This window comes from Xanthomonas sp. BRIP62411, from assembly GCF_003993525.1.
GTDB lineage: Bacteria > Pseudomonadota > Gammaproteobacteria > Xanthomonadales > Xanthomonadaceae > Xanthomonas > Xanthomonas euroxanthea.
In genome coordinates, this window is sequence record NZ_QEZI01000026.1 from 64,317 (window position 1) to 89,965 (window position 25,649).

The 25,649-nt window shown below is 68.2% G+C and carries 23 protein-coding genes; 10 read left to right on the forward strand and 13 right to left on the reverse strand.

Annotated elements, in window-relative coordinates:
- The first annotated feature begins 169 nt into the window (after positions 1 to 169).
- A complete protein-coding gene (gene rpoH / locus EO139_RS18860) occupies positions 170 to 1,045 on the forward strand; it encodes an RNA polymerase sigma factor RpoH (RefSeq protein ID WP_024938885.1) in 876 nt (291 codons plus the stop codon).
- A gap of 137 nt (positions 1,046 to 1,182) precedes the next feature.
- On the opposite strand, the gene EO139_RS18865 is transcribed toward rpoH, so the two are convergent.
- Together EO139_RS18865 and EO139_RS18870 are read right to left on the reverse strand one after the other, a co-directional pair.
- The gene (locus tag EO139_RS18865) at positions 1,183 to 1,797 is read right to left on the reverse strand and encodes a trimeric intracellular cation channel family protein (RefSeq protein ID WP_126971935.1); all 615 of its coding nucleotides are present in this window, start codon (positions 1,795 to 1,797) and stop codon (positions 1,183 to 1,185) included.
- A gap of 52 nt (positions 1,798 to 1,849) precedes the next feature.
- A complete protein-coding gene (locus EO139_RS18870) occupies positions 1,850 to 3,142 on the reverse strand; it encodes an NAD(P)/FAD-dependent oxidoreductase (protein ID WP_126971937.1) in 1,293 nt (430 codons plus the stop codon).
- Positions 3,143 to 3,260: 118 nt separating this feature from the next.
- Between EO139_RS18870 and EO139_RS18875 the strand changes: the two genes are divergently transcribed.
- From EO139_RS18875 to EO139_RS18885, 3 genes are read left to right on the forward strand one after another with little or no spacing between them, the layout of a single operon-like run.
- The gene (locus EO139_RS18875; protein ID WP_126971939.1) at positions 3,261 to 3,788 is read left to right on the forward strand and encodes a hypothetical protein; all 528 of its coding nucleotides are present in this window, start codon (positions 3,261 to 3,263) and stop codon (positions 3,786 to 3,788) included.
- A complete protein-coding gene (locus tag EO139_RS18880) occupies positions 3,785 to 4,615 on the forward strand; it encodes an NYN domain-containing protein (RefSeq protein WP_164739920.1) in 831 nt (276 codons plus the stop codon). The genes EO139_RS18875 and EO139_RS18880 overlap by 4 nt, the downstream gene beginning before the upstream one ends.
- Positions 4,612 to 5,274, forward strand: a complete 663-nt coding sequence (locus tag EO139_RS18885; protein WP_126947702.1) for a glutathione S-transferase — start codon at positions 4,612 to 4,614, stop codon at positions 5,272 to 5,274. The genes EO139_RS18880 and EO139_RS18885 overlap by 4 nt, the downstream gene beginning before the upstream one ends.
- 357 nt (positions 5,275 to 5,631) lie before the next feature.
- Here the strand turns inward: EO139_RS18885 and EO139_RS18890 are convergent, their stop codons facing one another.
- The gene (locus tag EO139_RS18890; protein ID WP_126971943.1) at positions 5,632 to 7,854 is read right to left on the reverse strand and encodes a primosomal protein N'; all 2,223 of its coding nucleotides are present in this window, start codon (positions 7,852 to 7,854) and stop codon (positions 5,632 to 5,634) included.
- 469 nt (positions 7,855 to 8,323) lie between these two features.
- Between EO139_RS18890 and EO139_RS18895 the strand changes: the two genes are divergently transcribed.
- The 4 genes from EO139_RS18895 to sppA all read left to right on the forward strand — a co-directional run bounded on the left by EO139_RS18895 (position 8,324) and on the right by sppA (position 13,696).
- Positions 8,324 to 9,367 (forward strand): hypothetical protein, encoded by a 1,044-nt coding sequence (locus EO139_RS18895; protein ID WP_126971945.1) that lies wholly within the window; start codon positions 8,324 to 8,326, stop codon positions 9,365 to 9,367.
- Positions 9,354 to 9,944 carry a DUF3106 domain-containing protein gene (locus tag EO139_RS18900; protein ID WP_164739921.1) on the forward strand — a complete coding sequence of 197 codons (591 nt, stop codon included), beginning with the start codon at positions 9,354 to 9,356 and terminating at the stop codon, positions 9,942 to 9,944. Before EO139_RS18895 ends, EO139_RS18900 begins: the two co-directional genes overlap by 14 nt.
- Before the next feature lie 389 nt (positions 9,945 to 10,333).
- Positions 10,334 to 11,710, forward strand: coding sequence for an MATE family efflux transporter (locus tag EO139_RS18905; protein WP_126971947.1), 1,377 nt, complete (start codon positions 10,334 to 10,336; stop codon positions 11,708 to 11,710).
- An 84-nt stretch (positions 11,711 to 11,794) separates the two neighbouring features.
- Positions 11,795 to 13,696 carry a signal peptide peptidase SppA gene (gene sppA, locus EO139_RS18910; RefSeq protein WP_104650047.1) on the forward strand — a complete coding sequence of 634 codons (1,902 nt, stop codon included), beginning with the start codon at positions 11,795 to 11,797 and terminating at the stop codon, positions 13,694 to 13,696.
- Between the two features lie 258 nt (positions 13,697 to 13,954).
- Here the strand turns inward: sppA and EO139_RS18915 are convergent, their stop codons facing one another.
- Complete coding sequence (locus EO139_RS18915) at positions 13,955 to 14,170, reverse strand: hypothetical protein (RefSeq protein WP_047127474.1); 216 nt, start codon at positions 14,168 to 14,170, stop codon at positions 13,955 to 13,957.
- 106 nt (positions 14,171 to 14,276) lie between these two features.
- Here EO139_RS18915 and EO139_RS18920 point away from each other — a divergent pair, with 106 nt between their 5' ends.
- Positions 14,277 to 15,053 carry an SDR family oxidoreductase gene (locus EO139_RS18920; protein WP_104650048.1) on the forward strand — a complete coding sequence of 259 codons (777 nt, stop codon included), beginning with the start codon at positions 14,277 to 14,279 and terminating at the stop codon, positions 15,051 to 15,053.
- 277 nt (positions 15,054 to 15,330) lie between these two features.
- Here the strand turns inward: EO139_RS18920 and EO139_RS18925 are convergent, their stop codons facing one another.
- From EO139_RS18925 to EO139_RS18965, 9 genes are all read right to left on the reverse strand, one after another.
- Positions 15,331 to 15,999 carry a DUF4124 domain-containing protein gene (locus tag EO139_RS18925; RefSeq protein WP_119128098.1) on the reverse strand — a complete coding sequence of 223 codons (669 nt, stop codon included), beginning with the start codon at positions 15,997 to 15,999 and terminating at the stop codon, positions 15,331 to 15,333.
- The gene (locus EO139_RS18930) at positions 15,996 to 16,739 is read right to left on the reverse strand and encodes a DUF4124 domain-containing protein (RefSeq protein WP_126971949.1); all 744 of its coding nucleotides are present in this window, start codon (positions 16,737 to 16,739) and stop codon (positions 15,996 to 15,998) included. The genes EO139_RS18925 and EO139_RS18930 overlap by 4 nt, the downstream gene beginning before the upstream one ends.
- Positions 16,740 to 16,827: 88 nt before the next feature.
- The gene (locus tag EO139_RS18935) at positions 16,828 to 17,391 is read right to left on the reverse strand and encodes a Sua5/YciO/YrdC/YwlC family protein (protein ID WP_104584083.1); all 564 of its coding nucleotides are present in this window, start codon (positions 17,389 to 17,391) and stop codon (positions 16,828 to 16,830) included.
- Between the two features lie 9 nt (positions 17,392 to 17,400).
- Positions 17,401 to 19,896 (reverse strand): DNA topoisomerase I, encoded by a 2,496-nt coding sequence (locus tag EO139_RS18940; RefSeq protein WP_126971951.1) that lies wholly within the window; start codon positions 19,894 to 19,896, stop codon positions 17,401 to 17,403.
- Between the two features lie 182 nt (positions 19,897 to 20,078).
- Positions 20,079 to 21,320 (reverse strand): RDD family protein, encoded by a 1,242-nt coding sequence (locus EO139_RS18945; RefSeq protein ID WP_126971953.1) that lies wholly within the window; start codon positions 21,318 to 21,320, stop codon positions 20,079 to 20,081.
- A 27-nt stretch (positions 21,321 to 21,347) separates the two neighbouring features.
- Positions 21,348 to 22,082 carry a pilin gene (locus tag EO139_RS18950; RefSeq protein WP_119128105.1) on the reverse strand — a complete coding sequence of 245 codons (735 nt, stop codon included), beginning with the start codon at positions 22,080 to 22,082 and terminating at the stop codon, positions 21,348 to 21,350.
- Between the two features lie 37 nt (positions 22,083 to 22,119).
- Positions 22,120 to 22,593 (reverse strand): DUF494 family protein, encoded by a 474-nt coding sequence (locus tag EO139_RS18955; protein WP_003484452.1) that lies wholly within the window; start codon positions 22,591 to 22,593, stop codon positions 22,120 to 22,122.
- Between the two features lie 43 nt (positions 22,594 to 22,636).
- Positions 22,637 to 23,773 (reverse strand): DNA-processing protein DprA, encoded by a 1,137-nt coding sequence (gene dprA / locus EO139_RS18960; RefSeq protein WP_126971955.1) that lies wholly within the window; start codon positions 23,771 to 23,773, stop codon positions 22,637 to 22,639.
- 71 nt (positions 23,774 to 23,844) lie between these two features.
- Entirely contained in the window at positions 23,845 to 24,981 is a 1,137-nt protein-coding gene (locus EO139_RS18965) for a LysM peptidoglycan-binding domain-containing protein (protein WP_126971957.1), read from the reverse strand.
- Between the two features lie 131 nt (positions 24,982 to 25,112).
- Here EO139_RS18965 and def point away from each other — a divergent pair, with 131 nt between their 5' ends.
- Positions 25,113 to 25,625 carry a peptide deformylase gene (gene def / locus EO139_RS18970; protein WP_126971959.1) on the forward strand — a complete coding sequence of 171 codons (513 nt, stop codon included), beginning with the start codon at positions 25,113 to 25,115 and terminating at the stop codon, positions 25,623 to 25,625.
- Positions 25,626 to 25,649 lie beyond the last annotated feature (24 nt).

Consider the following 25,649-nt stretch of genomic DNA (forward strand, 5'->3'; position numbering starts at 1 on the left):
TGGTTGTCACGGTCTGCGCAGGGCGGCGGTGGTAGCGTAGGAGCCAGAATTCGGAAACTGCGCCGTAGAACGACGGCGATGCCAAAAGCCCGAACGTCCTATAAATGGAACGCTGGGAACTCTTCCTGTACCCGGCAGTCCAATAGTTCGACTGCTAAGATGGTGCCCTATGAACCAGATTACCTCGACTGCCCTTGTGGCAAACAATCTCCCGATTCCCAGTGCGCTCGGTTCGCTGGACGCCTACATCGGTGCCGTGCACCAGATCCCGGTGCTGTCGGTCGATGAGGAACAGAATCTCGCCCGTCGCTTCCGTGACGAGCTGGATCTGGATGCCGCGCGCGAACTGGTCCATTCCCACCTGCGCTTCGTGGTGCACGTCGCTCGCGGCTACAACGGCTACGGCCTGCCGCTGGGCGACCTGATCCAGGAAGGCAATATCGGCCTGATGAAGGCGGTCAAGCGCTTCGACCCGGAAATGGGCGTGCGCCTAGTCAGCTTCGCGGTGCACTGGATCCGTGCCGAGATGCACGAGTTCATCCTGAAGAACTGGCGCATCGTCAAGGTCGCCACGACCAAGGCGCAGCGCAAGCTGTTCTTCAACCTGCGCAAGTCCAAGACCCGCCTGGGCTGGCTTAATGCCTCGGAAGTGACGGCCGTCGCCAAGGACCTGAACGTCTCCGAGCGCGAAGTGATGGAGATGGAGTCGCGTCTGTCCGGTCGCGATATCGGCTTCGATGCCTCGTCCGACGAAGACGACGATCACGGCCCGCCGTCGCCGGTGAGCTACCTGGTGGCCAACGACGAAGATCCGTCGCAGGCCTATGAGCGTCACGACAGCGAAGACAATCAGCTGCAGTTGCTGCGCGAAGGCATGGCCGGTCTGGACACGCGCTCGCGCGACATCGTCAAGCGTCGCTGGCTGGATTCCGACTCCAAGGTGACGCTGCAGGAGCTGGCCGACGAGTATGGCGTGTCGGCCGAGCGTATCCGCCAGATCGAGGCGAATGCGCTGAAGAAGATGAAGGCACTGTTCGTGGCCTGATCCTTCGATCATGCCCCAGGTGTTGCACAAACGGCCCGGTCTTTCGGGCCGTTTGCATGTGTAGTGCTGGCGATACGTCGCGTGCGAAGACGCTGGGCTATCCACTGCTGATCGACCACGCACTGCGGCCGCCCGCGCTATTCCGGCAGGCGCGCCACCGGCAGATGCCAGCCGTAGCGGATGGCCATGAAACGCAGCCCGAAACAGACCAGCGCGCCGGTCGCCAGCGACCAGGCCTGTGGCACCGCGAGCACGTGCCCGATCGCGACCAGGCCGCCGCCGGCCAGCGCGGCGACGGCGTACAGCTCGGCTTGCAGCACCACCGGCGTACGCGCCACCAGCAGGTCGCGGGCGATGCCGCCGCCGATGCCGCTGAGCATGCCGAGCAAGGTCGCGCTGAGCGGGCTGAGCTGGTAGTTGAGCGCCTTGCTGGTGCCGTAGACCGCAAACAGCGCCAGCCCGGCCGCGTCGAACAGCTGCACCGGGTTGCGCAGCCGCTCCACCGCCGCATGCCAGTAGAAACCAGCCACGCCGGCCAGGCAGGCGACCAGCAGATACTGCGGATGCACCAGTGCCGCTGGCGGGGTGGCGCCGATCAGCACATCGCGCACGATACCGCCGGACACCGCCGCCGCGCACGACAGCACCAGCACGCCGAACAGATCCAGGCGATTGCGCACCGCCACGGTGGCGCCGCTGAGGGCGAACACGAAGGTACCGAGCAGATCCAGCAGGAACAGGAGAGTGGCCACGATCAGACCGTCGCATCAGGCCGCACAGCATCGCGTACGGCCTGCGACGCTGTCATCCGTCCCTGCTGCTGGGCGGCGGGTCGTCGGTGGCGCCGCCGAAGATGATGCGCGCGGCACGCTGGTAGCTCCAGTACGCCATCGCCCAGTTCACCAGCACCACGAAGCGGTTGCGGAAGCCGATCAGGAAGTACACATGCGCGGCCAGCCAGAACCACCAGGCCACGATGCCGGAGAGCTTGAGCTTGCCGACATGCACGATGGCGGCCATGCGGCCGATCGTGGCCAGGTTGCCGTAGTCCTGATAGCGGAAGGCCGGTGCAGGCTGGCCGCGATGGCGGGCGCGGATCGCCTTGGCGATGTGCTTGCCCATCTGCTTTGCCGCCGGTGCCACGCCCGGCACCGGACGGCCGTCCTGCTGGACCGCGGCCAGGTCGCCGCCGACAAAGATCTCCGGGTGGCCGGGCACGCTCAGGTCCGGCTGCACCAGCACGCGGCCGGCGCGGTCCAGCGGCACGCCGAGCGTGCGCGCCAGCGGCGATGCCGCCACGCCGGCGGCCCACACCACCGTGCGTGCAGGCACGAAGGTGTCGCCCAACTGGTAGCCCAGCGCATCGATATGGGTGACCGGCGTGCCGGTGTGCACTTCCACCCCCAGGCGCTCGAGCTGCTTGCGCGCCTTGGCGGTGAGATCGTCCGGGAACGAGGGCAGCACGCGTGGGCCGGCTTCGACCAGGCGCACGCGCGCCTGTTGCGGGTCGATATGGCGGAACTCGTTCTTGAGCGTGTGGCGGGCGATTTCGGCCAGCGTGCCGGCCAGCTCGACGCCGGTCGGGCCGCCGCCGACCACGGCAAAACTCAGCCAGGCCGCGCGTGCGGCCGGGTCGGATTCGGCTTCGGCACGCTCGAAGGCGAGCAGCAACTTGCGCCGCAGCACCAGCGCGTCGTACAGCGTCTTCAGGCCGGGCGCGTGCTCGGCCCATTGATCGTTGCCGAAGTAGGCATGGGTGGCGCCGGTAGCCAGCAGCAGCATGTCGTAGCCGAGCGCGTTGCCATCGGCGAGCACCACTTCGCGGCGGGCCGGTGCGATTTCGGCAACGTCGCCGAGCAGCACCTCGACGTTGCGCTGTTCGCGCAGGATGTGGCGCAGCGGCGCGGCAATATCCGGTGCCGACAGGCCGGCGGTGGCGACCTGATACAACAGCGGCTGGAACAAATGGTGGTTCTGGCGGTCGATCAGGGTGATGCGGATGCCGGGATCGTCGAGCGCGCGGGTGGCCCATAAGCCGGCAAAACCGCCACCGACCACCACCAGGTGCAGCGGAGCTTGGGAGGGGGAAGTAGTCATCGTCAGGTCTGATGGAATGCGACGCGGGCACATCAGCATGCCGCATCGGCAATGAACATGACGCCTGAAGGCGTCCCGCCTGCGGCATCATGTCGCATCCCATCGACCTGGTGACCGCATGCCGGCATTGCCCCCACCGTTGCCACCACCACCTTCTTCGCCCGCGAAGGCAGCGGCTGCCGCGCGGACGCCCGGAAAGCAGGTCAGTGGCGTCACGATCGGGCTGATCGGGCTGGGGGCCTGCGTGGTGCTGTTCGGCATGGTGGTGCTGGGCGCGCTGGGCTGGCTGATCGTCTTCGGCTGGTCGCTGTTCGCCGATCAGGCACGCGCCGCGTTGCAGGACGATGCGGTGGTGCAGGAACAGATCGGCCGGATCCACACAATGCGGGTGGATCTGGTGCGCACCGGTCTGGCGCCGGGCGCCGACGATTTCGTGTTCACGGTGGAGGGCGATCGCGGCCGCGGCCGCGTGCATGCCACCTGGGTCAGCGGCGGGGCCGAGCGCGAGATCCTGAGCGATGGCGTACTGACCATGCACGATGGCAGCCAATACACGCTGCCATCGGCCGATGCCGACGCCACCGAAACGGACGACGCAAGCGACACCGCCAGCGACACCGACTCTGCCGACACCTTCGAGGAATGACCATGATCGACAATCCCGACAAACGCATCGCCCTGCTGATCGATGCCGACAACGCGCCGGCCGGCAAGATCGACGTGGTGCTGGCCGAAGTGGCGCGCTATGGGGTGGCCAACGTGCGCCGCGCCTACGGCAACTGGAAGAGCCCGCACCTGAAAAATTGGGAAGCGGCGCTGCACGAATATGCGATCCGGCCGATCCAGCAATTTGCCTACAGCTCGGGCAAGAACGCCTCGGACATGGCGATGGTGATCGATGCGATGGACCTGTTGTATGCGCGCAACCTGGATGGCTTTGCGATCGTCTCCAGCGATGCGGACTTCACTCCGCTGGTGATGCGGCTGCTCACCGATGGCATGAAGGTGTATGGCTTCGGCGAAAAGAAAACCCCGGCGCCGTTCGTCAATGCCTGTTCCAAGTTCACCTATGTCGAAGCGCTGGGCGAGCAGGCGGCAGCGGCCAGCGACACCGCCGCCGGCCGCAAGGACGCCACTGCGCTGCGCGGCGACACCCGGCTGGTGCAGATGCTGCGCAATGCGATCGACAGTGCCTGCGAAGACGATGGCTGGGCGCATCTGGGTGCGGTGGGCAAGCAGGTGGCCAACCAGGCCTCGTTCGACCCACGCAATTACGGCTATCGCAAGCTCAGCGACCTGGTGCGCGCGATCGGCCTGTTCGAGATCAAGCAGGACGAGCAGGCCCTGTGGGTGCGCGATGCGCCCAAGGGCGGACGGGCGAAAACAGCGCAGCCAGCGGCCGCTCTCGCCACGCAGGCGACTTCCACAAAGCGCCCGGCGCGCACCGCGCCCAAGCCGGCAGCGGGGAAATGACCATGGCTGACGCTGCAACGCCATCGGCTGCAGGGAACGGCCCGATCACGCTATGGGGGCGGCGTAATTCCAGCAATGTGCGCAAGGTGCTGTGGTGCGCCGAAGAAGCCGGGCTGTCGTATACCTCGATCGAAGTCGGCGGTGCGTTTGGTCATAACGACACGCCCGCCTATCGCGCGTTGAATCCCAACGGCCTGGTGCCGACGCTGCAGGATGGTGAGTTGGTGCTGTGGGAATCCAACGCGATCGTGCGTTACCTGGCCGCGCAATATGCGCCGGCCCTGTATCCGCAGGCGCCGGCCGAACGCGCGCTGGGCGATCGCTGGATGGACTGGACCACCTCGACGTTTGCCGGCGTGTTTCGCGACCTGTTCTGGGGCGTGCTGCGCACACCGGAGGCCGAGCGTGATCCTGCGCGCATCGCCGCGGCGCTGACGCGCTCGGGCGAACTGCTGGCACGCGCCGATGCGGCCTTGGCGCAGCAGCCGTATCTGTCCGGCGCGCAGTTTGCGATGGGCGATATTCCGCTCGGCAGCTTCATCTACGCCTGGTTCGAAATGCCGATCGAGCGCCCCGCGCTGCCGCATCTGCAGGCGTGGTATCAGCGCTTGCGCGCGCGGCCTGCCTACCAGCGTGGCGTGATGACCGCGCTGACCTGAGTGTCGGGTTTGCGCGCAAGCCAGCGCGGTGCATGGCAGGCAGCACGCGTGCCGCCGACCGCATACACTGCTGCAAGGCAGTCGGCCCCGTGCACCGCGCATCCCGGCAGCTCACGTTGCCTGTAGGAGCGCACCTGGGCGCGAGGGCATTGCCGGTAATGCCGCGTCGCGCCCGGGTGCGCTCCTACAACGCACGATCCCACCGCGCGGCTTGCTGGCCTCGCGTTGTGTGTAGGAGCGCACCTGGGCGCGAGGGCATTGCCGGTAACGCCGTCGCGCCCGGGTGCGCTCCTACGGAGCGTGGGCGCATTGGCTAGAACGTGAGTCTGGTGGCAGCGCGTGCGCGATACGCCGGCACTAGTAAAGATCGATCGGATCCACATCCAGCGACCAGCGCACGCGCCGCGCCTGCGGTAGCGCATGGATCGCCGGCAGCTGCGCGTCCAGCAGACGATGCAGCGCCGAACGCTGTTGCGCGGACCACAGCAACTGGGTGCGCTGGAAACCGGCGCGGCGCGGCATCGGTGCCGGCATCGGGCCGTAGCATTCCACTGCGGCAAACGCGGGCGACTGCGTGGTGGTATCCGCCGTGGTCAGGCCACGCACCGCCAGCAGGAACTGGTTGGCCGCTGCCACATCCTTGGCTTCGGCGCGGAACAGCGCCAGATGCGCGAATGGCGGAAATCCCGCAGCCTGGCGCTGCTGCAGTTCGGCATCGGCAAAGGCGTGGTAGCCGCCGTTGACCAGGGTCTGCAGCAAGGGATGTTCGGGGTGGTGGGTTTGCAGCCAGACCTCGCCGGGACGGTCGGCGCGTCCGGCGCGTCCGGCCACCTGGATCAGCTGCTGGGAGAGTTTCTCGGCGGCACGGAAGTCGGCCGAGAACAAGCCTTCGTCGATGCCGACCACCACCACCATGGTCAGCCGTGGCAGGTCGTGGCCCTTGGCCAGGATCTGGGTGCCGACCATGATGCCGGCGGCGCTGCCCAGGCGCGCCAGCTGGGTTTCCAGCGCGTCGCGGCGCTGGGTGGTGCTGCGGTCGATGCGCACCACCGGAAAGTCCGGGAACGCCTCGGTCAGGCGTTCTTCCAGCCGCTCGGTGCCGATGCCTTGCGGCTGCAGCGCCAGGCTGGCGCAGGCCGGGCAGGCCAGCGGTGCGGGCTGGCGCGCGCCGCAGTGGTGGCATTGCAGGCGCCGGCCACCGGCGTGCACGGTCATCGGGGTCTGGTGCAGCGGCGTGCTGCAGCGCTGGCAGGCGGCGGTCCAGCCGCAGTCGTGGCATAGCAGCACCGGCGCATAGCCGCGGCGGTTCTTGAACACCAGCACCTGCTCGCCGCGCGCCAGGGTGGCGCCAATGCCGGTCAGCACTTCCGGCGACAGGCCGTCCTTGAGCGGGCGCTTGCGCACGTCGAGCACGCGCACGCGCGGCGGACGCGCCTCGCCGGCCCGGCGCGACAGGCGCAGATGCTGATAGCGGCCGGAATAGGCGTTATGCAGGCTTTCCAGCGACGGCGTGGCGCTGCCCAGGATCACCGGCACATCCAGCGCCTTGCCGCGTACCAGCGCGAAGTCGCGGGCGTGATAGCGAATGCCGTCCTGCTGCTTGTAGCTGCCGTCGTGTTCTTCGTCGATCACGATCAGCCCGGCATTGGGCAGCGGGGTGAACACCGCCGAGCGCGTGCCGACGATCAGCTTGGCTTCGCCGCGCCAGGCTGCCGCCCACACCCGCGCGCGCTCGCCATCGGACAGCCCCGAATGCAGCGCGTGCACCGGCACGCCCAGGCGGGCGCGGAAGCGGCCCAGCGTCTGCGGGGTCAGGCCGATCTCCGGCACCAGCACCAGCGCCTGGCGACCGGCCGCCAGGCAGTCGGCGATTGCCTGCAGGTAGACCTCGGTCTTGCCGCTGCCGGTGACGCCGTCGAGCAGATAGGTGGCAAAACCGCGCTGCGCACGGATGGCGTCGGCGGCGGCCTGTTGTTCGTCGTTGAGCTGCGGGCCGCTGCCGGGGCGGGGCGGGATGCTGTCGGCCGGCACCGCCACGCGCGCGGCATAGTCGCGTTTGGCCAGGCTGCGTGCGGCCTCGCGCCATTGCGGCAGCAACGGGTCCAGCTGTTCTTCGCCCAGCGCACCGGGCAGCAGCAGGGCGGCCAGCAAGGCGGGGCGGCTGCCGGCGCGCAGGCTGGCGGCGCCGGTGCGCCCGGCCTCGGTCAGTTGCCAGGCCCAGGCATGGGTCTCGGCCAGCGGCTCGCCGCGGCGCAACGGGCCGGGCAGGGCGCTGGACTGGGCCTCGCCCAGCGGGGCGTGGGTATAGCGCGCCAGCCATTGCAGTGAACGGGCCAGCTCGTCAACCAGCAGCGGGGCGTCGTCGCACCATGCCAGCGCCGCGCGCAGCCCCTCGGCGGAGGCCAACTGCCCGATCTCCACCACCACCCCGACCAGCTCGCGTGGTCCGAACGGCACCCGCACCCGGCAGCCGACCCGCGCCGGCTCGGTCAGCGGGGCCTCGGCCGGGGGCAGATAGTCGAACAGTTGGGGCAGCGGCACCGGCAAGGCGACGCGCAGGGTGGCGACGGTCGAGGACATCCGGCCAGTCTACCGACCCTGTCCAGTACCCGGCACGGGCCTGCCGATGCCGCCGGATCGGTGCGCGGGCTTACGACGTGTTTGTGTGACCGAAGTGATAAATCCGACGTAAACCTATGTGAGGGTTAAGGAAACGGGTTTATCCACACTGCCTGTGGATAAGCCTGTGAATTAGTCTCGTGCTCCACGCTGTGAAGGCGGATTCACTAGCCTCTGCAACCTGTTGGACATTTTTTAGCCAATCGGCTTAAAGCTATCAGGATCAATCACTTAGGCGTGAAACACGAATGCAACAAAGAAAAATCAACAGTTGACAGACGCCTGCGTATCGGCATGTCTGCCGCTGTGCACAACCCGCGTCGATGACGGCGGTCGGCGGCAGCGGAGCGCAGCGTAGCCGGGTCGATCTGTCAAGCCATCGGCGGGGGCCGATTGCGTCGGTATCATGCCGGCCGATGCTGGAGTTCTCATGACCGTAGTCCCCGACGCCCCTGTCACCCCTGCCGCGTTGTCAGCGTTTTTGCGCGGTGTCGAACGCCGGGGTCTGGTGCTCGCACAACTGCAATGTGGCGATGGCACGGCGGCCGAGCGGGCCTTGGCGGCCGCGTTGCGGGCGTTCAGCAGCCAGGCGGCGGGTCGCCCGATGGCCGGCTGGCCAATGCGCTTCTGGAGCCTGCTGGCAACCGCCCCGCCGCTGCGACGCGAGCCCATGCCGGGGACCTGGTTGCCTCCGTTCACCGCACTGGGGCGGATGCAGACCGCCGACCGCCTGGCGCTCCTGCTGCGTATCGTGGCCGGGCTGGAAGAAGAACCCGCCAGCGAGGTGCAAGGCATCGAGGTGGGGGCCTATCGGCAGTCCCTGGCCCGCGCCTGCCCGCGCGATGCGGCCGGCAACCCGGACGCGCAGGCCTGGCGCGTGCTGGCCGAGGCGGCGCAGCAGGAGTTGCGCGACCTCGGCCCGGCCCAGGTGAGCCGGCTGGCACAGCTGCGCGAGTCGGCCCTGGCCGGCATGCCGTTGCAGCCTGCCGCGGCCGCGCCCGTGGCTGCCGCCGCCGAGGCGCGGCGCCCGGCCGCTCCGCGCGTCCGGCCTGCCCGCCAGTGGCACTGGCCGCGGATCGACCGCCGCCACGCCGGCATCGTGCTGGCTGTGCTGGCATTGGCGCTGCTTCTCGCGGCGCTGGGCTGGTGGTGGACGCATCGCCGGCCGGCGCTGCCGCCCGAGCCGGTCTCGCAGGCCCCGGCCGGCGTGCTGCACGTCACCGATGCCGCGCCGGTGCTGGTGGAAGACCTTCCCGCCGCCGACCTGCCGGACGCGGTGGCAAACCCCGGCCTGGATCCGCGCGACCAGGCGATGCTGGCCGACCCGGACCTGGAGCTGGCGCGTTCGGCCGATTTCTACGCCTGGTATGCGGCCGGGCATCCGGTGCCGGCCGACGAATCCGGCGCGCATGCCACTGCCGCCACTGCCCAGCCTGCCGCCGCCGCCCTGGAGACCGTCGATGCCGACAATTAAGTGGTGCGGCCTGCTGGCGTTGGCCGCGGTCGGCATGGCCACGGCGCAAACCCTGCCGGCGCCGTTGGAAGAAGGCAGCGCGCGCGCGCCGGCGCCCGCGGCCTCCACGCCCGCAACCCCGAGCGCCGCGCAGCAACGCGCGCGCTGGGACGCATTGACGCCTGCGCAGCGGTCCGAGTTGCGCGCCCGCTATGCGGCCTGGAAGGGGCTCACCGCCACCGACCGGGTGGTAGTGCGGCAGGCACGCGAGCGTCTGCATGGCTTGCCCGACGACCAGCAGCGCGCGCTGCGCACGCAGTTCACCGCGATGGATCGCCTGCATCGCGATGGCTGGCGCCTGGGCTCGCAGCTGGGCGCGTTCTATCCGCAATTGCAGCCCTTGATCGGCTATGTGCCACCAGCGCAGCGCGACACGTTGCTGGCGGCGCTGCGCAGCCTGGATGCCGGGCAGCTGGAGCAGTTGGCGGTGCTGGCACAACGCACGCCGCCGCAGGAGCGCGATGCCCTGCGCGACGCCCTGCTTGCGCAGGCACCGGCAACGCGCAGCGCCTGGTTGAAGCGCCAGCTGGCGCGCTAAGCGGCAGCGGCGGGACGGCGCCGGTGCACCGGCCCCCGCGCTGGCGTCGTCTCCACGCGTGCCCGGTGTCCATCCTTGATGCCGCGCACCGAGGCGGACACGGCGTGGAGGGCATGCAGGGCTGCCGTCTTCGGCAGTGCAGTTGCCCAGGGCGCGATCGTCACGCCGCAGGACATCGACTCCGCTCGTTCCCCAGGCATCCGGGCCCGGGGACCAGCCATCACGGCCGCCTGACGTGGCGCATCTGCCGCACCGCGTGTTCCCGGCCTGGCGTGGTCTCTCCGGCGACCCAACTGCCCATCCCGGAAGTCCGGGTAAGATAGCGGCCCCACGCGACCCGGTGCCAGCGCCTCCCGGCACGGCCGTAGTCCGCGCAGCGATCGGTTTTCATGTCTGTCTCTTCTGCACCCACCTCCGCGGCGCCGCGCTTCGCCGCGGAAGTGCGCACCACCGGCCTGCTCGCATTGCCGCTGGTGCTCGGCCACGTCTCCACCGGCCTGATCGGGTTTGTCGACAACGTCATCGCCGGCCACCACGGCACCGCCACGCTGGCGGCGGTCACCATCGGCACCTCGCTGCTGTGGCTGCCGATGCTGGTGCCGATCGGCACGCTGATCTCGTTGACCGCCTCGGTCTCGCAGCTGCGCGGTGCCGGCCGCGAGCACGAGATCGGCCCGCTGTTCCGCCAGGCCCTGTGGCTGTCGCTGGGACTGGGTGCGGTGATGTTCGCGTTCCTGAGCGCGGTGCCGCCGCTGCTGCCCACCTTCGGGATTGCGCCGGACATCGTGCCGGGCGCGACCGACTTCCTGCACGCGGTGCGCTGGGGCGGGCCGGCGCTGACGTTCTACTTCTGCATGCGCTACCTCAGCGAGGGCATGCACTGGACCCTGCCGACCATGCTGCTGGGCTTTGGCGGCCTGCTGGTGCTGGCGCCGCTGGGCTATGCATTGACCTATGGCAGATTCGGCTTCGCCGAGCACGGTGCGCAAGGCCTGGGCATGGCCTCGGCGATCACCATGTGGGTGCAGGCCAGCGTGTTTGCGCTGTATCTGTGGCGCTCGCGCCGCTTTGCGCATCTGCAGTTGTTCGCCCATCTCGAGGGGCCGCGCTGGCGTGCGATTGGCGACCTGTTGCGCACCGGTCTGCCGATCGGCATCACCGTGCTGATGGAGGGCGGCCTGTTCATCGTCACCGCCCTGTTGATCGGCCGGCTCGGCTCCACCGAAGCGGCCGCGCACCAGATTGCGATCAACGTCGCGCAGCTGTGTTTCATGATTCCGATGGGCGTGGCCGAGGCCACCACCGTGCGGGTCGGGCATGCGGTCGGGCGCGGCGATCCGCTCGGCATGCGGCGCGCGGCCTGGGCCGGCTACGCCATCGTGCTGGGCACCCAGGCCTTGTCGGCCAGCGTGCTGTTGCTGGGCCACGATGCCATCGTGAGCGTCTATACCGATGACGTGGCGGTGGCGGCGCTGGCGTCGGTGCTGCTGCTGTTTGCCGCCACGTTCCAGTTTCCCGATGGCATCCAGGTGCTGTCCAGCGGCGCGCTGCGCGGGCTCAAGGACACCCGCGTGCCGATGTTCCTGGCGATGTTCTCGTACTGGGGTGTCGGCATGCCGATCGGCGCCGGGCTCGGCCTGGGGCTGGGCTGGGGCCCGCAAGGCATGTGGATCGGCCTGATCCTGGGCCTGACCGTGGCGTCGGTCCTGATGGGCTTGCGCTTCCGGCAGACCAGCCGGCGACTGACTGCCGGCACGACCCCCTGACTTCCAGCGCATGCCGCGCGCGCCACGCAGCCGGTATGCTGGACACCATTGAATTGCATGCAGCGTCTTTCGACGGAGTTTTCCATGAACCACCCCGTGCGTCGCAGTCCCATCGCCAGTTTCTTCGTCGGCCTTTGGGATGTGATGAATTTCACCCGGCGCCTGATCTTCAACCTGGTGTTCTTCGGTTTTCTGTTCCTGATGCTGCTGCTGTTCGTGGTGGCGATCGCGCGGGGCGACGGCACCAAGCCGCTGGCCGAGCGCACCACCCTGGTGATCAACCCCGAGGGCACGCTGGTCGAGCAGTTCAGCGCCGATCCGGTGAGCCGCTCGCTGGCCAAGGCGGTCGGCGACAAGAGCGCCGAGGAAGTGCAGCTGCGCGATCTGGTGCGGGTGATCGAGGCGGCCGGCAAGGACCGCAAGATCGAGCGGGTGGTGTTGAACCTGGACAAGTTCCAGCCGGCCGGTTTCGCCTCACAGCGCGAAGTGGCCGCGGCGCTGCAGAAGCTGCGCACCTCCGGCAAGCAGATCGTCGCCTTCAGCGAGAGCATGAGCCAGGGCCAGTACCTGCTGGCCGCGCAGGCCAACGAGGTCTATCTCGACCCGATGGGCAGCGTGCTGCTGGAAGGACTTGGCCGCTACCGGCAGTACTTCCGCGAAGGCCTGCAGGACAAGCTCGGCGTGGACGTGCATCTGTTCCGTGTGGGCGAGTACAAGTCCGCCGCCGAGCCGTACATTCTCGATGCCGCGTCGGCCGACGCCAAGGAAGCCGACCTGTTCTGGATGAACGACGTCTGGCAGCGCTACCTGGCCGATGTCGGCACCGCACGCAAGCTCAGCCCGGCGCAGCTGAGCGCCGGCATCGACACCCTGCCCGAGGGCGTGACCGCCGCCGGTGGCGACCTGGCCAAGTTCGCGCTGCAGCAGAAGCTGGTCGACGGGCTCAAGACCCGTGAGGAAGTCGATGCGCTGCTGACCAAGCGCGGCGTGGCCGACAGCGATGCCGACAGCGGCTTCCGCAACATCGGCTTCAACGACTATCTGAGCCAGCTGCAGGCGCAGCGTTCGGCGATGGACAGCCGCCCGCAGGTGGCCGTGGTGGTGGCCGCCGGCGAGATCAGCGGCGGCGAGCAGCCGGCCGGCCGCATCGGTGGCGAGTCCACCGCCGCGTTGCTGCGCCAGGCGCGCGACGACGACGAGGTCAAGGCGGTGGTGCTACGCGTGGATTCGCCCGGCGGCGAGGTGTTTGCCTCCGAGCAGATCCGCCGCGAGGTGGTCGCGCTCAAGCAGTCCGGCAAGCCGGTGGTGGTGTCGATGGGCGATCTGGCCGCCTCGGGCGGCTACTGGATCAGCATGAACGCCGATCGCATCTATGCCGATCCGTCGACCATCAGCGGCTCGATCGGCATCTTCGGCATGGTGCCCAACCTGACCCGCGCGCTGGACAAGATCGGCGTGCACACCGATGGCGTGGGCACCACGCGGTTTGCCGGCGCCTTCGACATCACCCGTCCGCTGGACCCGGCCGCCGGCCAGGTGATCCAGGCGGTGATCAACAAGGGCTACGCCGACTTCACCGGCAAGGTGGCGCAGGCGCGCCACCAGTCGGTGGACGCCATCGACAAGGTCGCACGCGGCCGTGTGTGGAGCGGTGCGCAGGCCAGGCAGCATGGTCTGGTGGACGCGTTCGGCGGCATGTCCGAAGCGGTGGCCGATGCGGCCAACCGCGCCAAGCTGAGCCGCGGCAAGTTCCGCGTGCGCTACGTGGAAAAGCCGGCCACGCCGTTCTCGCAGTTCATGAGCGGATTTGCCGGCAGCCGCATGGGTGCCTGGATGCTGGGCGATTCGGGCATGGCACGTGCATTGCTGGCGCGCTCGCTGCCGGAAGTGGACACGCAGCTGCGCTTCGTCGAAGACGCCGTGCACGACAGCAAGGCGGGCGGCACCCCGGTCAAGTCGCTGGCGTACTGCTTCTGCGGGTTCTGACGCGGCACGATGCCAGGGTGAGGGATCGACAACGCCGGCCACGTGCCGGCGTTGTCGTGTCAGCGCTCAGGCGACGCCGCGATGCGGGCGCGCCAACGACGCAAAAAACAGATGGCAGAACCATGGCGCCACGGTCGAGCGAACTTATGCGTGTTGGCCGTGCGCACAGATGCACTGCTCGCCTGGCGCGCAATCGCCTGCGCGCACGTGCATTGCTGCCTGGACACAAACGCGCGCGTGTCAGGCAGCAGGCTTCGGTTACTGCGTGGCCGCGTCGATCGCCTTGCGTTGATCGTCTGCGGCCTGGTCGCTTGCTGCCTGCACCGCATGTGCCTTGTTCAACGGCTGCTGGATGTGGTCGCGCAGGGCAGTGGCCTGTGGCTCGGGCTTCTGCTCGGTAGGCGCAGGTTGCGGTCGCTGACACGCGCCCAGCAGCAGCATCAGGCTGGTGGCAAGAATCCAATGCCGTTTCATCGTCGTGACCTCGCTCGGGGTGGCGGTATCCTAACGCCGGGGCCATCGTAGCGCGTCAACTGCGCTGCGGCGGCCGTTTCCTGCGTCTTGAAAGAGGATCACCCACGTGACAACCCATCGTTGGCGGCTGGATGGACAGACCGCGCTCATCACCGGTGCCAGCGCCGGCATTGGCTTTGCCATCGCGCGCGAATTGCTGGGCTTCGGCGCGGATCTGCTGATGGTGGCGCGCGATGCCGATGCCCTGGCGCAGGCACGCGACGAGTTGGCCGAGGAATTTCCCGAGCGCGAGCTGCATGGGCTGGCCGCCGATGTGGCCGACGATGAAGAGCGTCGCGCGATTCTGGACTGGGTGGAAGACCACGCCGATGGCCTGCATCTGTTGATCAACAATGCCGGCGGCAACATCACCCGCGCGGCGATCGATTACACCGAGGACCAATGGCGCGGCATCTTCGAAACCAACGTGTTCGCCGCGTTCGAGTTGTCGCGTTATGCGCACCCGTTGCTGACCCGCCACGCAGCATCGGCGATCGTCAACGTCGGCAGCGTCTCCGGCATCACCCATGTGCGCAGCGGCGCGCCGTACGGCATGACCAAGGCCGCGTTGCAGCAGATGACCCGCAACCTGGCGGTGGAATGGGCCGAAGACGGCATCCGCGTCAACGCGGTGGCGCCGTGGTACATCCGCACCCGTCGCACCTCCGGGCCGTTGTCGGACCCGGATTACTACGAGCAGGTCATCGAACGCACCCCGATGCGCCGCATCGGCGAACCGGAAGAAGTGGCCGCCGCCGTCGGCTTCCTCTGCCTGCCGGCAGCCAGCTACATCACCGGCGAATGCATCGCAGTGGATGGTGGCTTCCTGCGCTACGGGTTCTGACACGCCATGCATGCATGGTCACGCGGACAGTGCCCATGCATGGCATCGGAAGATGCGCAGACATGCGCCGGCCCATCGGCGCGCCACTCCTCTAGATTCTTGCCAGCTGCGCCTGCACGCTAGGCTGGCGACAGCGAGGTTGCCCGCGTGCGCCGCGGCGCAATGCACCGCGCCTGCCAACTGGTGATGGTGACGGCTGCCGGTGGCTTGAAGAATCAGCCCGGTCAGCGCGGTGCCGGTACACCGACTGACCTGCGCCGGAGCGCCGCTGCCGGCATCACGGCGTGGCGGATGGATGCGCGCAGCGGCTTTCGTCCAGCACTCGGCGCATCTGCACGTAGCGCTGCTTGCGCTCGGCCGATTGTGCCTCGTCGGAGAAACGCCAGGTGGATTCGGCCTGCTCGGCACGCTGGCGCCAGGCCTCGCACAGGCGCTGGTCCGGCACCGGCGCGCAGCGGTCGGTGACCACCTCGCAGGCGCTGCCGCCGCCGGTCGCCGGCCCGCCGGCCAGGTTGGTGGTCTGCATCGGCAGGCAGCGCGTGGCCGGCTCGCGGTCTTCGGTGAAATAGCGCCCGTTGTCGTGCGCGGTGCATTCGAACAGGGGCGGCGGTGGCAGCGTGGATGTCGAGGGCGCGGCAGGTGGCGTCGCTGCCACCGGTGCTGGCGTCGCAGCCGGGGCGGAGGCAGGGGCCTCGGTCTTTGGGGTGGCCTGCGGCTGCGCAGCGGGCGCTGTACGCGCCGGCGCCGCTGCGCCCGATCCACCCTGCGTGAACGGCACTGCGGCCGGTACCGTCATCAGCTTCTTCTGCTGCTGCATGCCTTTCGGGCACGGCATGTTCTGCACGGTGAGCGCGCCGGCCGGATCGGTGCAACGGTAGATCGCCACTTCCTGTGCGTTGGCCAACTCGGCGCTCGCCAGCAGTGCCACCCACAGCCAGCGCCTCATGCGCCGCCGCAGTCGCGCTGCAGGCGCGCGTCGATGCCGCGCTGCTCGCGGCTCAGATCCTGGCGTTCGCTCTGCAGGGCGTTGTTGTAGCGGCGGATCAGTTCCCAGCGACGGTCGGCCAGGCGCGCGCAGACTTCCTGTTCGGGCAGGGCATGGCATTCGTCGCGGATCTGCACGTTGCCGTAGGGCACGATCACCGTGCCGCCGTGGTAGCCGCCGCCTCCGAAGCTTGCGCTGCCGCGCAGGCTTCCCCCCCGTCCGGAGCTTCCCTGCACCGCACCCGCCGGGCGTGGGCTGACCGAGATCGGCGGACGCTGGATGCCGCCGCCGCTGACCGGCGGGCCAATGCCATTGCCCACATAGGCCGGGCCCCAGGTCGGCACCCAGCGCGGATTGCCTTCCGGGCTGTCGCTGGTATAGCGCTCGCCCTCTTCGGTGGTGCACTCGTACATCGGCTGCGGCGGCTGCACGGTGATGATGCGCACCTCGCGCGCCGGCTGCGTGGCGACGGCGGCCGGGGCGGCGTCGGCGCGCTGCGGTCGCGGCGGTGGATCCTGCGGGCGCTGCAGGTCCATTACCTGCTGGCGCCCGCTGCTGCACGGCGCATCCTGCAGGGCGACGGTGCCGGTGCTGCTGACGCAGCGGTAGATCCGCACATTCGGATCCGGTTTGCTGGCGGTGCTGGCCGCCGACGCAGGCAGCGAGGTGGCCAGCAACAGAAGGGTCAGGACGGTACGCATGGCCGCAGTGTGCGCGTCTGCCGGCCTATGGGCAAAGGGGGAGGCGGTGTGCAGGCAAGCGCGCCGACAGGCGGCGCGTGGTCACTGCTCAGTCGCGCAGGATCTGTCCGCTGCGGGCATCGCGGATCTGGGTCGGTTGCGCCAACGCGCCCACCTCGCCATCCACCACCCCGTCGATGCTGGCCAGCAGGGCCGGGTCCAGCGCCTGGCGGCTGCGCGCGGGTGGTTCGCCGGCCAGGTTGGCGCTGGTGGAGACCAACGGGCCGCCCCAGGCCGCACAGAGCGCGGCGACCAGAGGGTGTGCGCTGATGCGCACCGCCAGCCCGTCGTGCATGCCCGTGACCCAGCGTGGCGGCTGGGCGGTGATCGGCAGGATCCATGTATGCGGGCCCGGCCAGCTGGCCAGCACCTCCTGCCTGCGGGCCGGCGCCAGCGCGTCCATGTCCACCCACGGGTGCAGCACATCCACGCTGGCAGCGACCACGATCACGCCCTTGTCGACCGGACGACGCTTGATCTCCAGCAGCCGCAGCACCGCGGCCTGCTGGCGCGGGTCGCAGCCCAGTCCCCACACCGCTTCGGTGGGATAGGCGATCACGCCGCCCTGGGTCAGGGTGGCGACGGCGCTGTCCAGGCTGAGCATGTGCTGCATGCGGCGCCCTTAGCCTGCGGCCTTGCTCACGGTCTTCTTGACCACGCGCTTTGTGGCCTTCTTGGCAGCGGCCTTCTCGGCCGGCGCCTTCTTCGCCGCCGTCTTGGTGGCGGTTTTCTTGACCGCGGTCTTCTTGGCGGCGTCCTTGGCCTCCTTGGCCGAATCCTTCACCGCGTTCTTCTTGAGCGTGGCCTTCTTGGCGCCGAAGCCCTTGCGCACCGGCTTGCCGGTATCGGCCAGCAACTGCTGCACTTCTTCGAACGTCAGCGTGGCCGGCTCGCGATCCTTGGGGATCTTGCCATTGAGCTTGCCATCGCTGATGTACGGGCCGAAGCGGCCATTGAGCACCTGGATGTCGCTGCCTTCGAAGTCCTTGATCACGCGGTTGCGCGCGATCTCTTCCTTCTCCTCGATCAGGAACACCGCGCGCGCCAGGTCGATGGTGTACGGGTCGTCTTCCTTCTTCAGCGAGGCATAGACGCTGCCGCGGCGCGCAAACGGGCCGAAGCGGCCGATGCCGACGCTGACGTCCTGGTCCTTGTCCTGGCCCAGCGCGCGCGGCATCTTGAACAGTTCCAGCGCGTCCTCGATGGAGATCGAATAGATGCTCTGGCCCGGCCGCAGCGAGGCGAAGGTGGGTTTCTCCTCGTCTTCGACGGTGCCGATCTGCACCATCGGGCCGAACCGGCCGATGCGCGCGCTGACTTCCTTGCCGCTGACCGGGTCGGTGCCCAGCACGCGCACGCTGCCGGCGTCGGTCTTGTCCAGCGAATCCTTCTTGTCCTCGACCAGTTCCTTGAACGGGCCCCAGAACTTCTCCATCAACGGGATCCACTCTTCCTCGCCGCGCGAGACCGCATCCAGGTCGTCTTCGAGCTTGGCGGTGAAGTCGTAATCCACGTAGCGGGTGAAATGCCCGGACAGGAACTTGGACACGGCGCGGCCCACGTCGGTGGGACGGAAGCTGCGGCCTTCCATTTCCACGTACTTGCGGAACTGCAGGGTCTGGATGATCGAGGCGTAGGTCGACGGCCGGCCGATGCCGTATTCCTCCAGCGCCTTGACCAGCGCCGCTTCGGTGAAGCGCGGCGGCGGCTGGGTGAAGTGCTGGTCGGTGACGATGCGGTCCAGCGGGATGTTGTCGCCGGCCTTCATCAGCGGCAGCTTGCGGCCTTCGTCCTCGTCTTCGCTGCTCTTGGTGTCCTTGCCTTCTTCGTAGACCGCCAGGAAGCCTGCCACCACCACGGTGGTGCCGCTGGCGCGGAACACGTGCTCGCTGCCGGCCGACAGATCGACGCTGACGGTGTTGAGCGTGGCCGGGATCATCTGGCAGGCCACTGCGCGGCGCCAGATCAACTCGTACAGGCGACGCTCGTCGTCGGACAGGAAGCGCGCCACCTGCGCCGGGGTGCGCAGCGCCGAGGTCGGACGCACCGCCTCATGCGCTTCCTGCGCGTTCTTGGATTTGGTGGTGTAGGCGTTGGGCTGGTCCGGCAACGAGGCGGTGCCGAAATCGCGCGCGATCACATCGCGGATTTCCGCCAGCGCGTCCTGCGACAGGTTCACCGAGTCGGTACGCATATAGCTGATCAGACCGACCGAGCCTTCGTCGCCCAGCGCCACGCCTTCATACAGTTTCTGCGCCACCTGCATGGTCTTGCGGGTGGTGAAGCCGAGCTTGCGCGAGGCTTCCTGTTGCAGCGTGGAGGTGGTGAATGGCGGGGCAGGGCGGCGCTTGCGCTCCTTGCTGGCCACATCGGTGACATGCAGCACGCCTTGGGCGGCCTGCTGGATGCGCAGCCGCGCCGCTTCGGCGGTATCGCCGTCGGTGACGGTGAACTGCTCGAACTTCTGCCCGTCCAGCTTGATCAGGCGCGCATTGAACGGCTGCGACGGATGCCGGCAATGCGCATCGATGGACCAGTATTCGCGCGCGATGAAGGCTTCGATCTCTTCCTCGCGCTCCACGATCATGCGCAGCGCCGGCGACTGCACGCGGCCGGCCGACAGCCCGCGCTGCACCTTGCGCCACAGCACCGGCGACAGGTTGAAGCCGACCAGATAGTCGAGCGCGCGGCGGGCCTGCTGCGCATCGACCAGATCGGCCGCGATCGCGCGCGGCTTGAGCATGGCTTCCTTGATCGCGCGCGGGGTGATTTCGGTGAACACCACCCGCTGCATCGTCTTGTCCTTGAGCAGCCCGCGCTCTTTCAGGATCTCGGCGATGTGCCAGCTGATCGCCTCGCCCTCGCGGTCCGGGTCGGTGGCCAGATAGATGTCGTCGGCGCTCTTGGCGGCGCGCGCAATGGCTTCGACATGCTTCTCGTTCTTCTCGATCAGGTCGTAGCGCATCGCAAAGCCATTGTCCGGATCGACCGCGCCCTCCTTGGGGACGAGATCGCGCACGTGCCCATACGAGGCCAGGACGGTGAAGTCCTTGCCGAGGTATTTATTGATCGTCTTGGCCTTGGCAGGCGATTCGACGATGAGCAGGTGCTTGGGCATGGTGGCGAATTCTTTGGGCAGGGCCCGGGGGGCGGGTAGCGTGGCCTAATTGGCCGGTGGAGGGAAGCAGATCGCCTGTTTCCCACACGTCAACGCCCGGGAAACGAGCCCGGGCGTTCAGTTCTCTTATTAGAAAGATCACGGCGGACGCCGCCGTGTCAAGCGGCCAGTGCCGCGAACTGCTAGTTCTGGCTCATTCCTATGGCGGTCAGCAGGAAGGCCAGCGCCACGACCGAGAACACCAGCAGCACCGCATAAATGGCCAGGACCACGATGGTGACCGTATCCAGACCCCTGGATTGCCGCTCCGGATGATCGGTGAAGGCCCAGCGGTCCACCACCAGGGTGTCGCAGACCTTGTCGTGCGGGGCCTGCTTGCGCGCGGTCATGCCGGCCATGAACGCCGCCACGATCGCGCCGATGCCCAGGGTGAGCACGCTGATCAGGATGTAGGCCAGATAGCGCAGCACGTTGCGCCAGAAACCGACCCGGCCGCCGTTGCTGTCGGCACGCACCAGCTTGATGCCGCAGGCGAGCTTGCCCAGGCTGGCCTGATGCCGGCTGGACTGCATCCAGGCGAAATACAGCGTCGGGATCGCCAAGCCGATGCCATAGGACAGCACCAGGATGGCGGTGCCGAGTGCGCTGCCGTCGTCCAGCGCCGAGCCGGAATCGCCCCGGGTGGTAGCCAGCGCCACGACGAACACGAACGGAATCACGATCAGGTACACCGCAAAGCTGGTGATCAGGCTGTCCAGGATGCTGGCGGCCACGCGCCGCCACAGTCCGGCGTAGACAACCGGGGCCTCATGCAAGGCAACGGTGGCTGCAGGCGCGGCGGCAGAGCCCCAGGCATCCGGAACCGGCACGCCGGCGGATGGATGCGACGAGGTAGAGGCCGGCGTAGGCGCGTTAGCGGTGGTGGTCAGGATCGGGTCTGGGGCCGCTGGAGTTGTGGCCGCGTCTGCCGGCGTGGTGGCCCACGCCACTGGATCGACCGGTGCAGCATCTGCCGGTGCAGCGTGCTCGCGCGCCGGAAGCTGCTGGTGATCGGCCACCGCATGCTGATCGGCAAGGCCGGGTTCGGTCTGCCCAGGCGCAGCGTCTGCAGTGGGGGCGGCAAATGACGCGGCTGCGGCAGGCGTACCGCCCGCCGCGCCGCTGGCCGGGTCAACCGTCGCCTGCGGCACGCTGCGCGGAACGTCCAGGTCCGCATCGGCGGTCGGCGCGGGAGGCATCGGCACCGCGGTGGCGACGTCCAGCTCGGCCGCGACCTCGCCAAGTGTCACCCACTGCGGCAAGCCTTCGCGCCAGACCAGGCTGGATGCATCGATCAGGCCGTCGGACAGGCGCGCGCGAAGCGTATCCGTGTCCACCGGCCCCTGGCGCTCGCGTTGTGCGTCGGCGTAGTACCACTGCGTCATTGAAGTCCCCTTGGGTAAAGCGATTGACTAGCCGCGGCAGTCCGGCGGCAGTTGGTCGTCGTCGATCTCGGAGCTGCACTGCCAGGTGCCGGCATCCGCGTCGAAATCCAGCCACAGCGCCTTGCCGTCGATCCTGGTCATTGTCGGCGCATGCAGCAGTGCCTCGACGCCGCATTCGGTGGTGTCGAAACGGCCGATCTGCACGCTGGTCAGCACCTCGTTTGCATACCGCTCGGGCGCGAGGAAGCCGGCATCGCCATTGACCGGGCAACGGCCTTGCTGGGCGAGAAACCCGGCGATCTGCGGCTTCAAGGGCGCCAGTGCCGTAATCGCCCGGGTGACCTTGCTACGCGCGGTGTAGTCCTGATACGCCGGCAGCGCGATCGCAGCCAGGATGCCGATCACCGCCACCAGCACGAACAGGCCCACCACCGCGCCCAGCACCAGCGCCAGCGGCCAACCCGGCCCGTTGCCGGGCAGGCGCTGCGCTGACGACGGGGACGAACTGGCGGCAGCGGCGTGAACAGCCGCAGGCGGAACCGGCGGCAGCGGCGGCGGCAGCACTGCGGTGCGCATGGCGGTGGAAATCGGGGGGCCGAGCTCGTCGGCGCATGCTGACAGCGGTACCCATCGGGCAAATCCTGCGCGCCAGACCAGGGTGTCCAGTGCGATCGCGTGATCGCGATACAGCGCCAGCAAGGCCTCGCCGGCCACCGGGCCACGCCGATGGCGGTTGCCCTCGGCGTAATACCAACTGCTCATTGCCGTCCCCTCGCACGCTTCCGTTGCGGCTTCCGCTTCAGTGTACGGGTTCAGGCTCGTCCAGGAACATCTGCGTTTCCATCCAGGCATAGGCCGCTTCGGCGCCCGGCTGGTTGAACAGCACCATCAAGACCACCCATTTGAGGTCGTCCAGGTCCAGTTCGTCCTGATCCAGCGCCATGGCGCGGTCCAGCACCAGCTCGCGCTGGTCGGCGTCCAGGATGCGGTGTTGTTCCAGGAACAGCAGAAATCCACGGCAGTCCACATCGAGCTTGTCCAGCTCCGGGCCGTGATAGATGCGTACCGGTCCATCGACATGCGGGCGCGCGACACTGGGCCGCTGCTCGGAGAGCGCGTCCAGCCAGTCGAAGGCTTTGCTGATTTCTGCGGGACTGAAACCGGCCTGGATCAGGCCATTCTGAAGCGAGTCACGGTCGCGGACCAGGTCCGCATCTTCGCTGAAATAATGTTCGAACAGGTACAGCAGTACATCAAGAATGCTCTCTTTCATTGCCCCTCGGCCTGCGTCGCGCGACGCTGTGGAGGTGAAGAAACTAGGGATTGCGGGTATAGCGACCGTGCTCGGCGACCACGTCTCCCTCCAGTTCCATGATGAGCAGCATGGAGGACAGCGCGGCGGCCGTCAATCCGGTGCGTTCGACCAGGGAATCCATAGGGGTTGGGTCGTGGCCCAGCGCCTGCCACAACCGCTGGTAGTCCGGATCCGAGCGCGCCGTGCCGGCCTGCGGTGGTGTCCTGGCCTGATCAGTGGGGGCGGCCAGGCGCTGGCGCAAGGCGTCTGCCAGTTCGCCCGACAGCAGGCGCAGGCCGTCGATGATCTGGGCCGGCTCCTGCGCCAGGGTGGCGCCCTGCCGGATCAGGTGATGGCAGCCGCGCGCGAGCGGATTGTGCAGCGAGCCGGGCAGGGCGAACACCTCGCGCCCGGCCTCCGCCGCCAGTCGCGCGGTGATCAGCGCACCCGAGCGCATGGCTGCTTCCACCACCAGGGTGCCCAGGGCCAGCCCGGCGATGATCCGGTTGCGGGCCGGGAAGTGTCCCGCGACCGCCCCGGTGCCGGGCAGGTACTCGCTGACCACCGCACCACGCGCGGCGATGCGATCGCGCAGGCACTGGTGATGCGCGGGATAGGCCACATCCGTGCCGGTGCCCACCACCGCCACGGTGATGGCGTCGCTGCGGGCAAGCGCGGCCTCGTGTGCGATCGCATCCACGCCGGCGGCCATGCCGCTGACGATGGCCAGGCCGGCGCCGGCCAGGCTGGAGGCGAATGCACGGGTGTGGTCGCGGCCGCCGGCGGTGGCGGAGCGGCTGCCGACCACGGCCACGCCCGGGTGCCAGAGCGCGTTCGGGTCGCCGTCCACGAACAGGGCCAGCGGCGGGTTGACGATGTGGCGCAGCAGGGCGGGGTAGTCGGGGTCGTTCAGGCCGATCAGGTGATGGCCGGGCTGCTCGCACCAGTGCAGGGCGGCGTCCAGGACGCGCGCATCGGGCGCCTGCAGGCGAGCCGCTTGCAGATCGTCGCAGCCGGCGGCACGCCAGGCTTCGTGCCCGGCGACCAGTATCTCTGCCGGGCTGCCAAGACAGCGCAGCAGTGCGCTGCGCGGCGGGCTGCGGCCACCCGCCATGAGCAGGATCAGGAATGCGCGCAGGTCGGGAGTGGTGAGAGCCATGCCTCAAGCCTGAACCGCAAACGACGACGGCGCCTTCGGGCGCCGTCGCATTACCGCATCGGAATTTTCGCTTACTGCGCGTCGGGATGCTTGACGAAGTAGCCCAGGCCGGTCGGCTTGACGCTTTCCATCACCAGCGCATAGCTGACCTTGTCGAAGGTGCGGAACACCATCGCGTGCGAGGCGTATTCGTCGGGCAGGCCGACGGTGGAGCCGGCCGGGCCGCTGAAGTCGTCGTCGGTCCGCGAGAAGCGCGAATGCTTGACGCGGTCGCTGACCGTGCGGCCCTTGCGCCAGATCGAGAACACCGTGCCGTTGTTGATGCCTTCGCGGGCGCCGCCGGAGATGGCGATCACATCGCGGGTACCGCCGACGATGAAGGCATCGGAGATGGCCAGCACCCGCAATTCGGTCTGCAGCGCCTGTTCCGACGGCGGATGCGGGATGAACTGCAGGTCGTACGGCTGCGCTTCGACGGCAACGATGCGATCGCCGGCGCGCACTTCGCGGCCGCTGTCCTGCAGCAGCAGGGTGGCCGCCTTGGAATTGCCGCCCGCCGCGCTGCGCGTGATGGTGCCGACGTTGACCTGCGCCAGTTCGTAGCCCAGGAACTCGCGGCGCGTGCTCGGCGCGATGTAGTTCTTCCAGATGTTGCCGGCGCCCGCGGTGATGTTGCCGGCCGCATCGAGGTCTTCGTTGTGCTTGGGCAGGCTGAACTTCACGGTCGGGCGCACCACCGCAAAGCGCTGGCCCGGCTGTGCATCGTCCAGGCCGACCACATAGGCCACCTGGCCGGTGGTGGCGCGCGCGCGGCCGCCTTCCAGGCCCACCACGTACGGCAGCTGGTCGAAGTCATCGGTGACGCGCAGGTTCTTCAGGAACGGCTCGACCTCCGCCAGCGGAATCGCGTTGATCGGCGCTTCCTGGCGCGGGCCGGGCTGGACGGTGCCCTTGGCGACGCGCTCCAGGTAGGCCAGGCTGATCACGTCGCCGGGGTAGATCAGGTGCGGATTCTGGATCTGCGGGTTGGCCTGCCAGATTTCCGGCCACAACCACGGCTTCTGCAGGAAACGTCCAGCAATGTCCCACAGGGTATCGCCCTTGCGGACCACGTAGGTGTCTGGATGTTCGCCCACCGCTTGCGCGGCAGCGTAGGTCGCGACGGTCAGCATCGCCGCAGCGACGACCGTACGAAGTCGGTTCAACATGAGTGCCTTCTTGCCTGATTCCCCAACAGGTCCGCGCACTATAGTCCAGAAACCGGGGCGTCACGCAAGCATTGCGCTAGAATGACAGCGTCTTGCCGGCGCAGCGCCGGTGTTCCCAGACGGGTAATCCCATGGCTTTGCTCCCTATCCTCGAATTCCCCGACCCGCGGCTGCGCACCAAGGCCGTGCCGGTCGATGCTGCCGAGCTCACCAGCCCGGCATTCCAGACCCTGCTCGACGACATGTTCCAGACCATGTACGAGGCGCCCGGCATCGGCCTGGCCGCCAGTCAGGTGGACGTGCACAAGCGTTTCATGGTGATCGACGTCAGCGAGGAGAAGAATCTCCCGCAGGTGTTCGTCAACCCAGAAATCGTGAGCAGGCAGGGCGAGCAGGTGTATCAGGAAGGTTGCCTGTCGGTACCGGGCATCTATGCCGATGTCGCCCGCGCCGATGCGATCACCGTGTGCTATCTCGACCGCCAGGGCAAGGCGCAGGAACTGAGCACCGATGGCCTGCTGGCGGTGTGCATCCAGCACGAGATGGACCATCTGGACGGCAAGCTGTTCGTCGATTACCTGTCGCCGCTCAAGCGCGAGATGGTGCGCAAGAAGCTGGCCAAGCAGCGTAAACACGTGGCCTGACGGCCGGGATTTGGGACTTGGGAG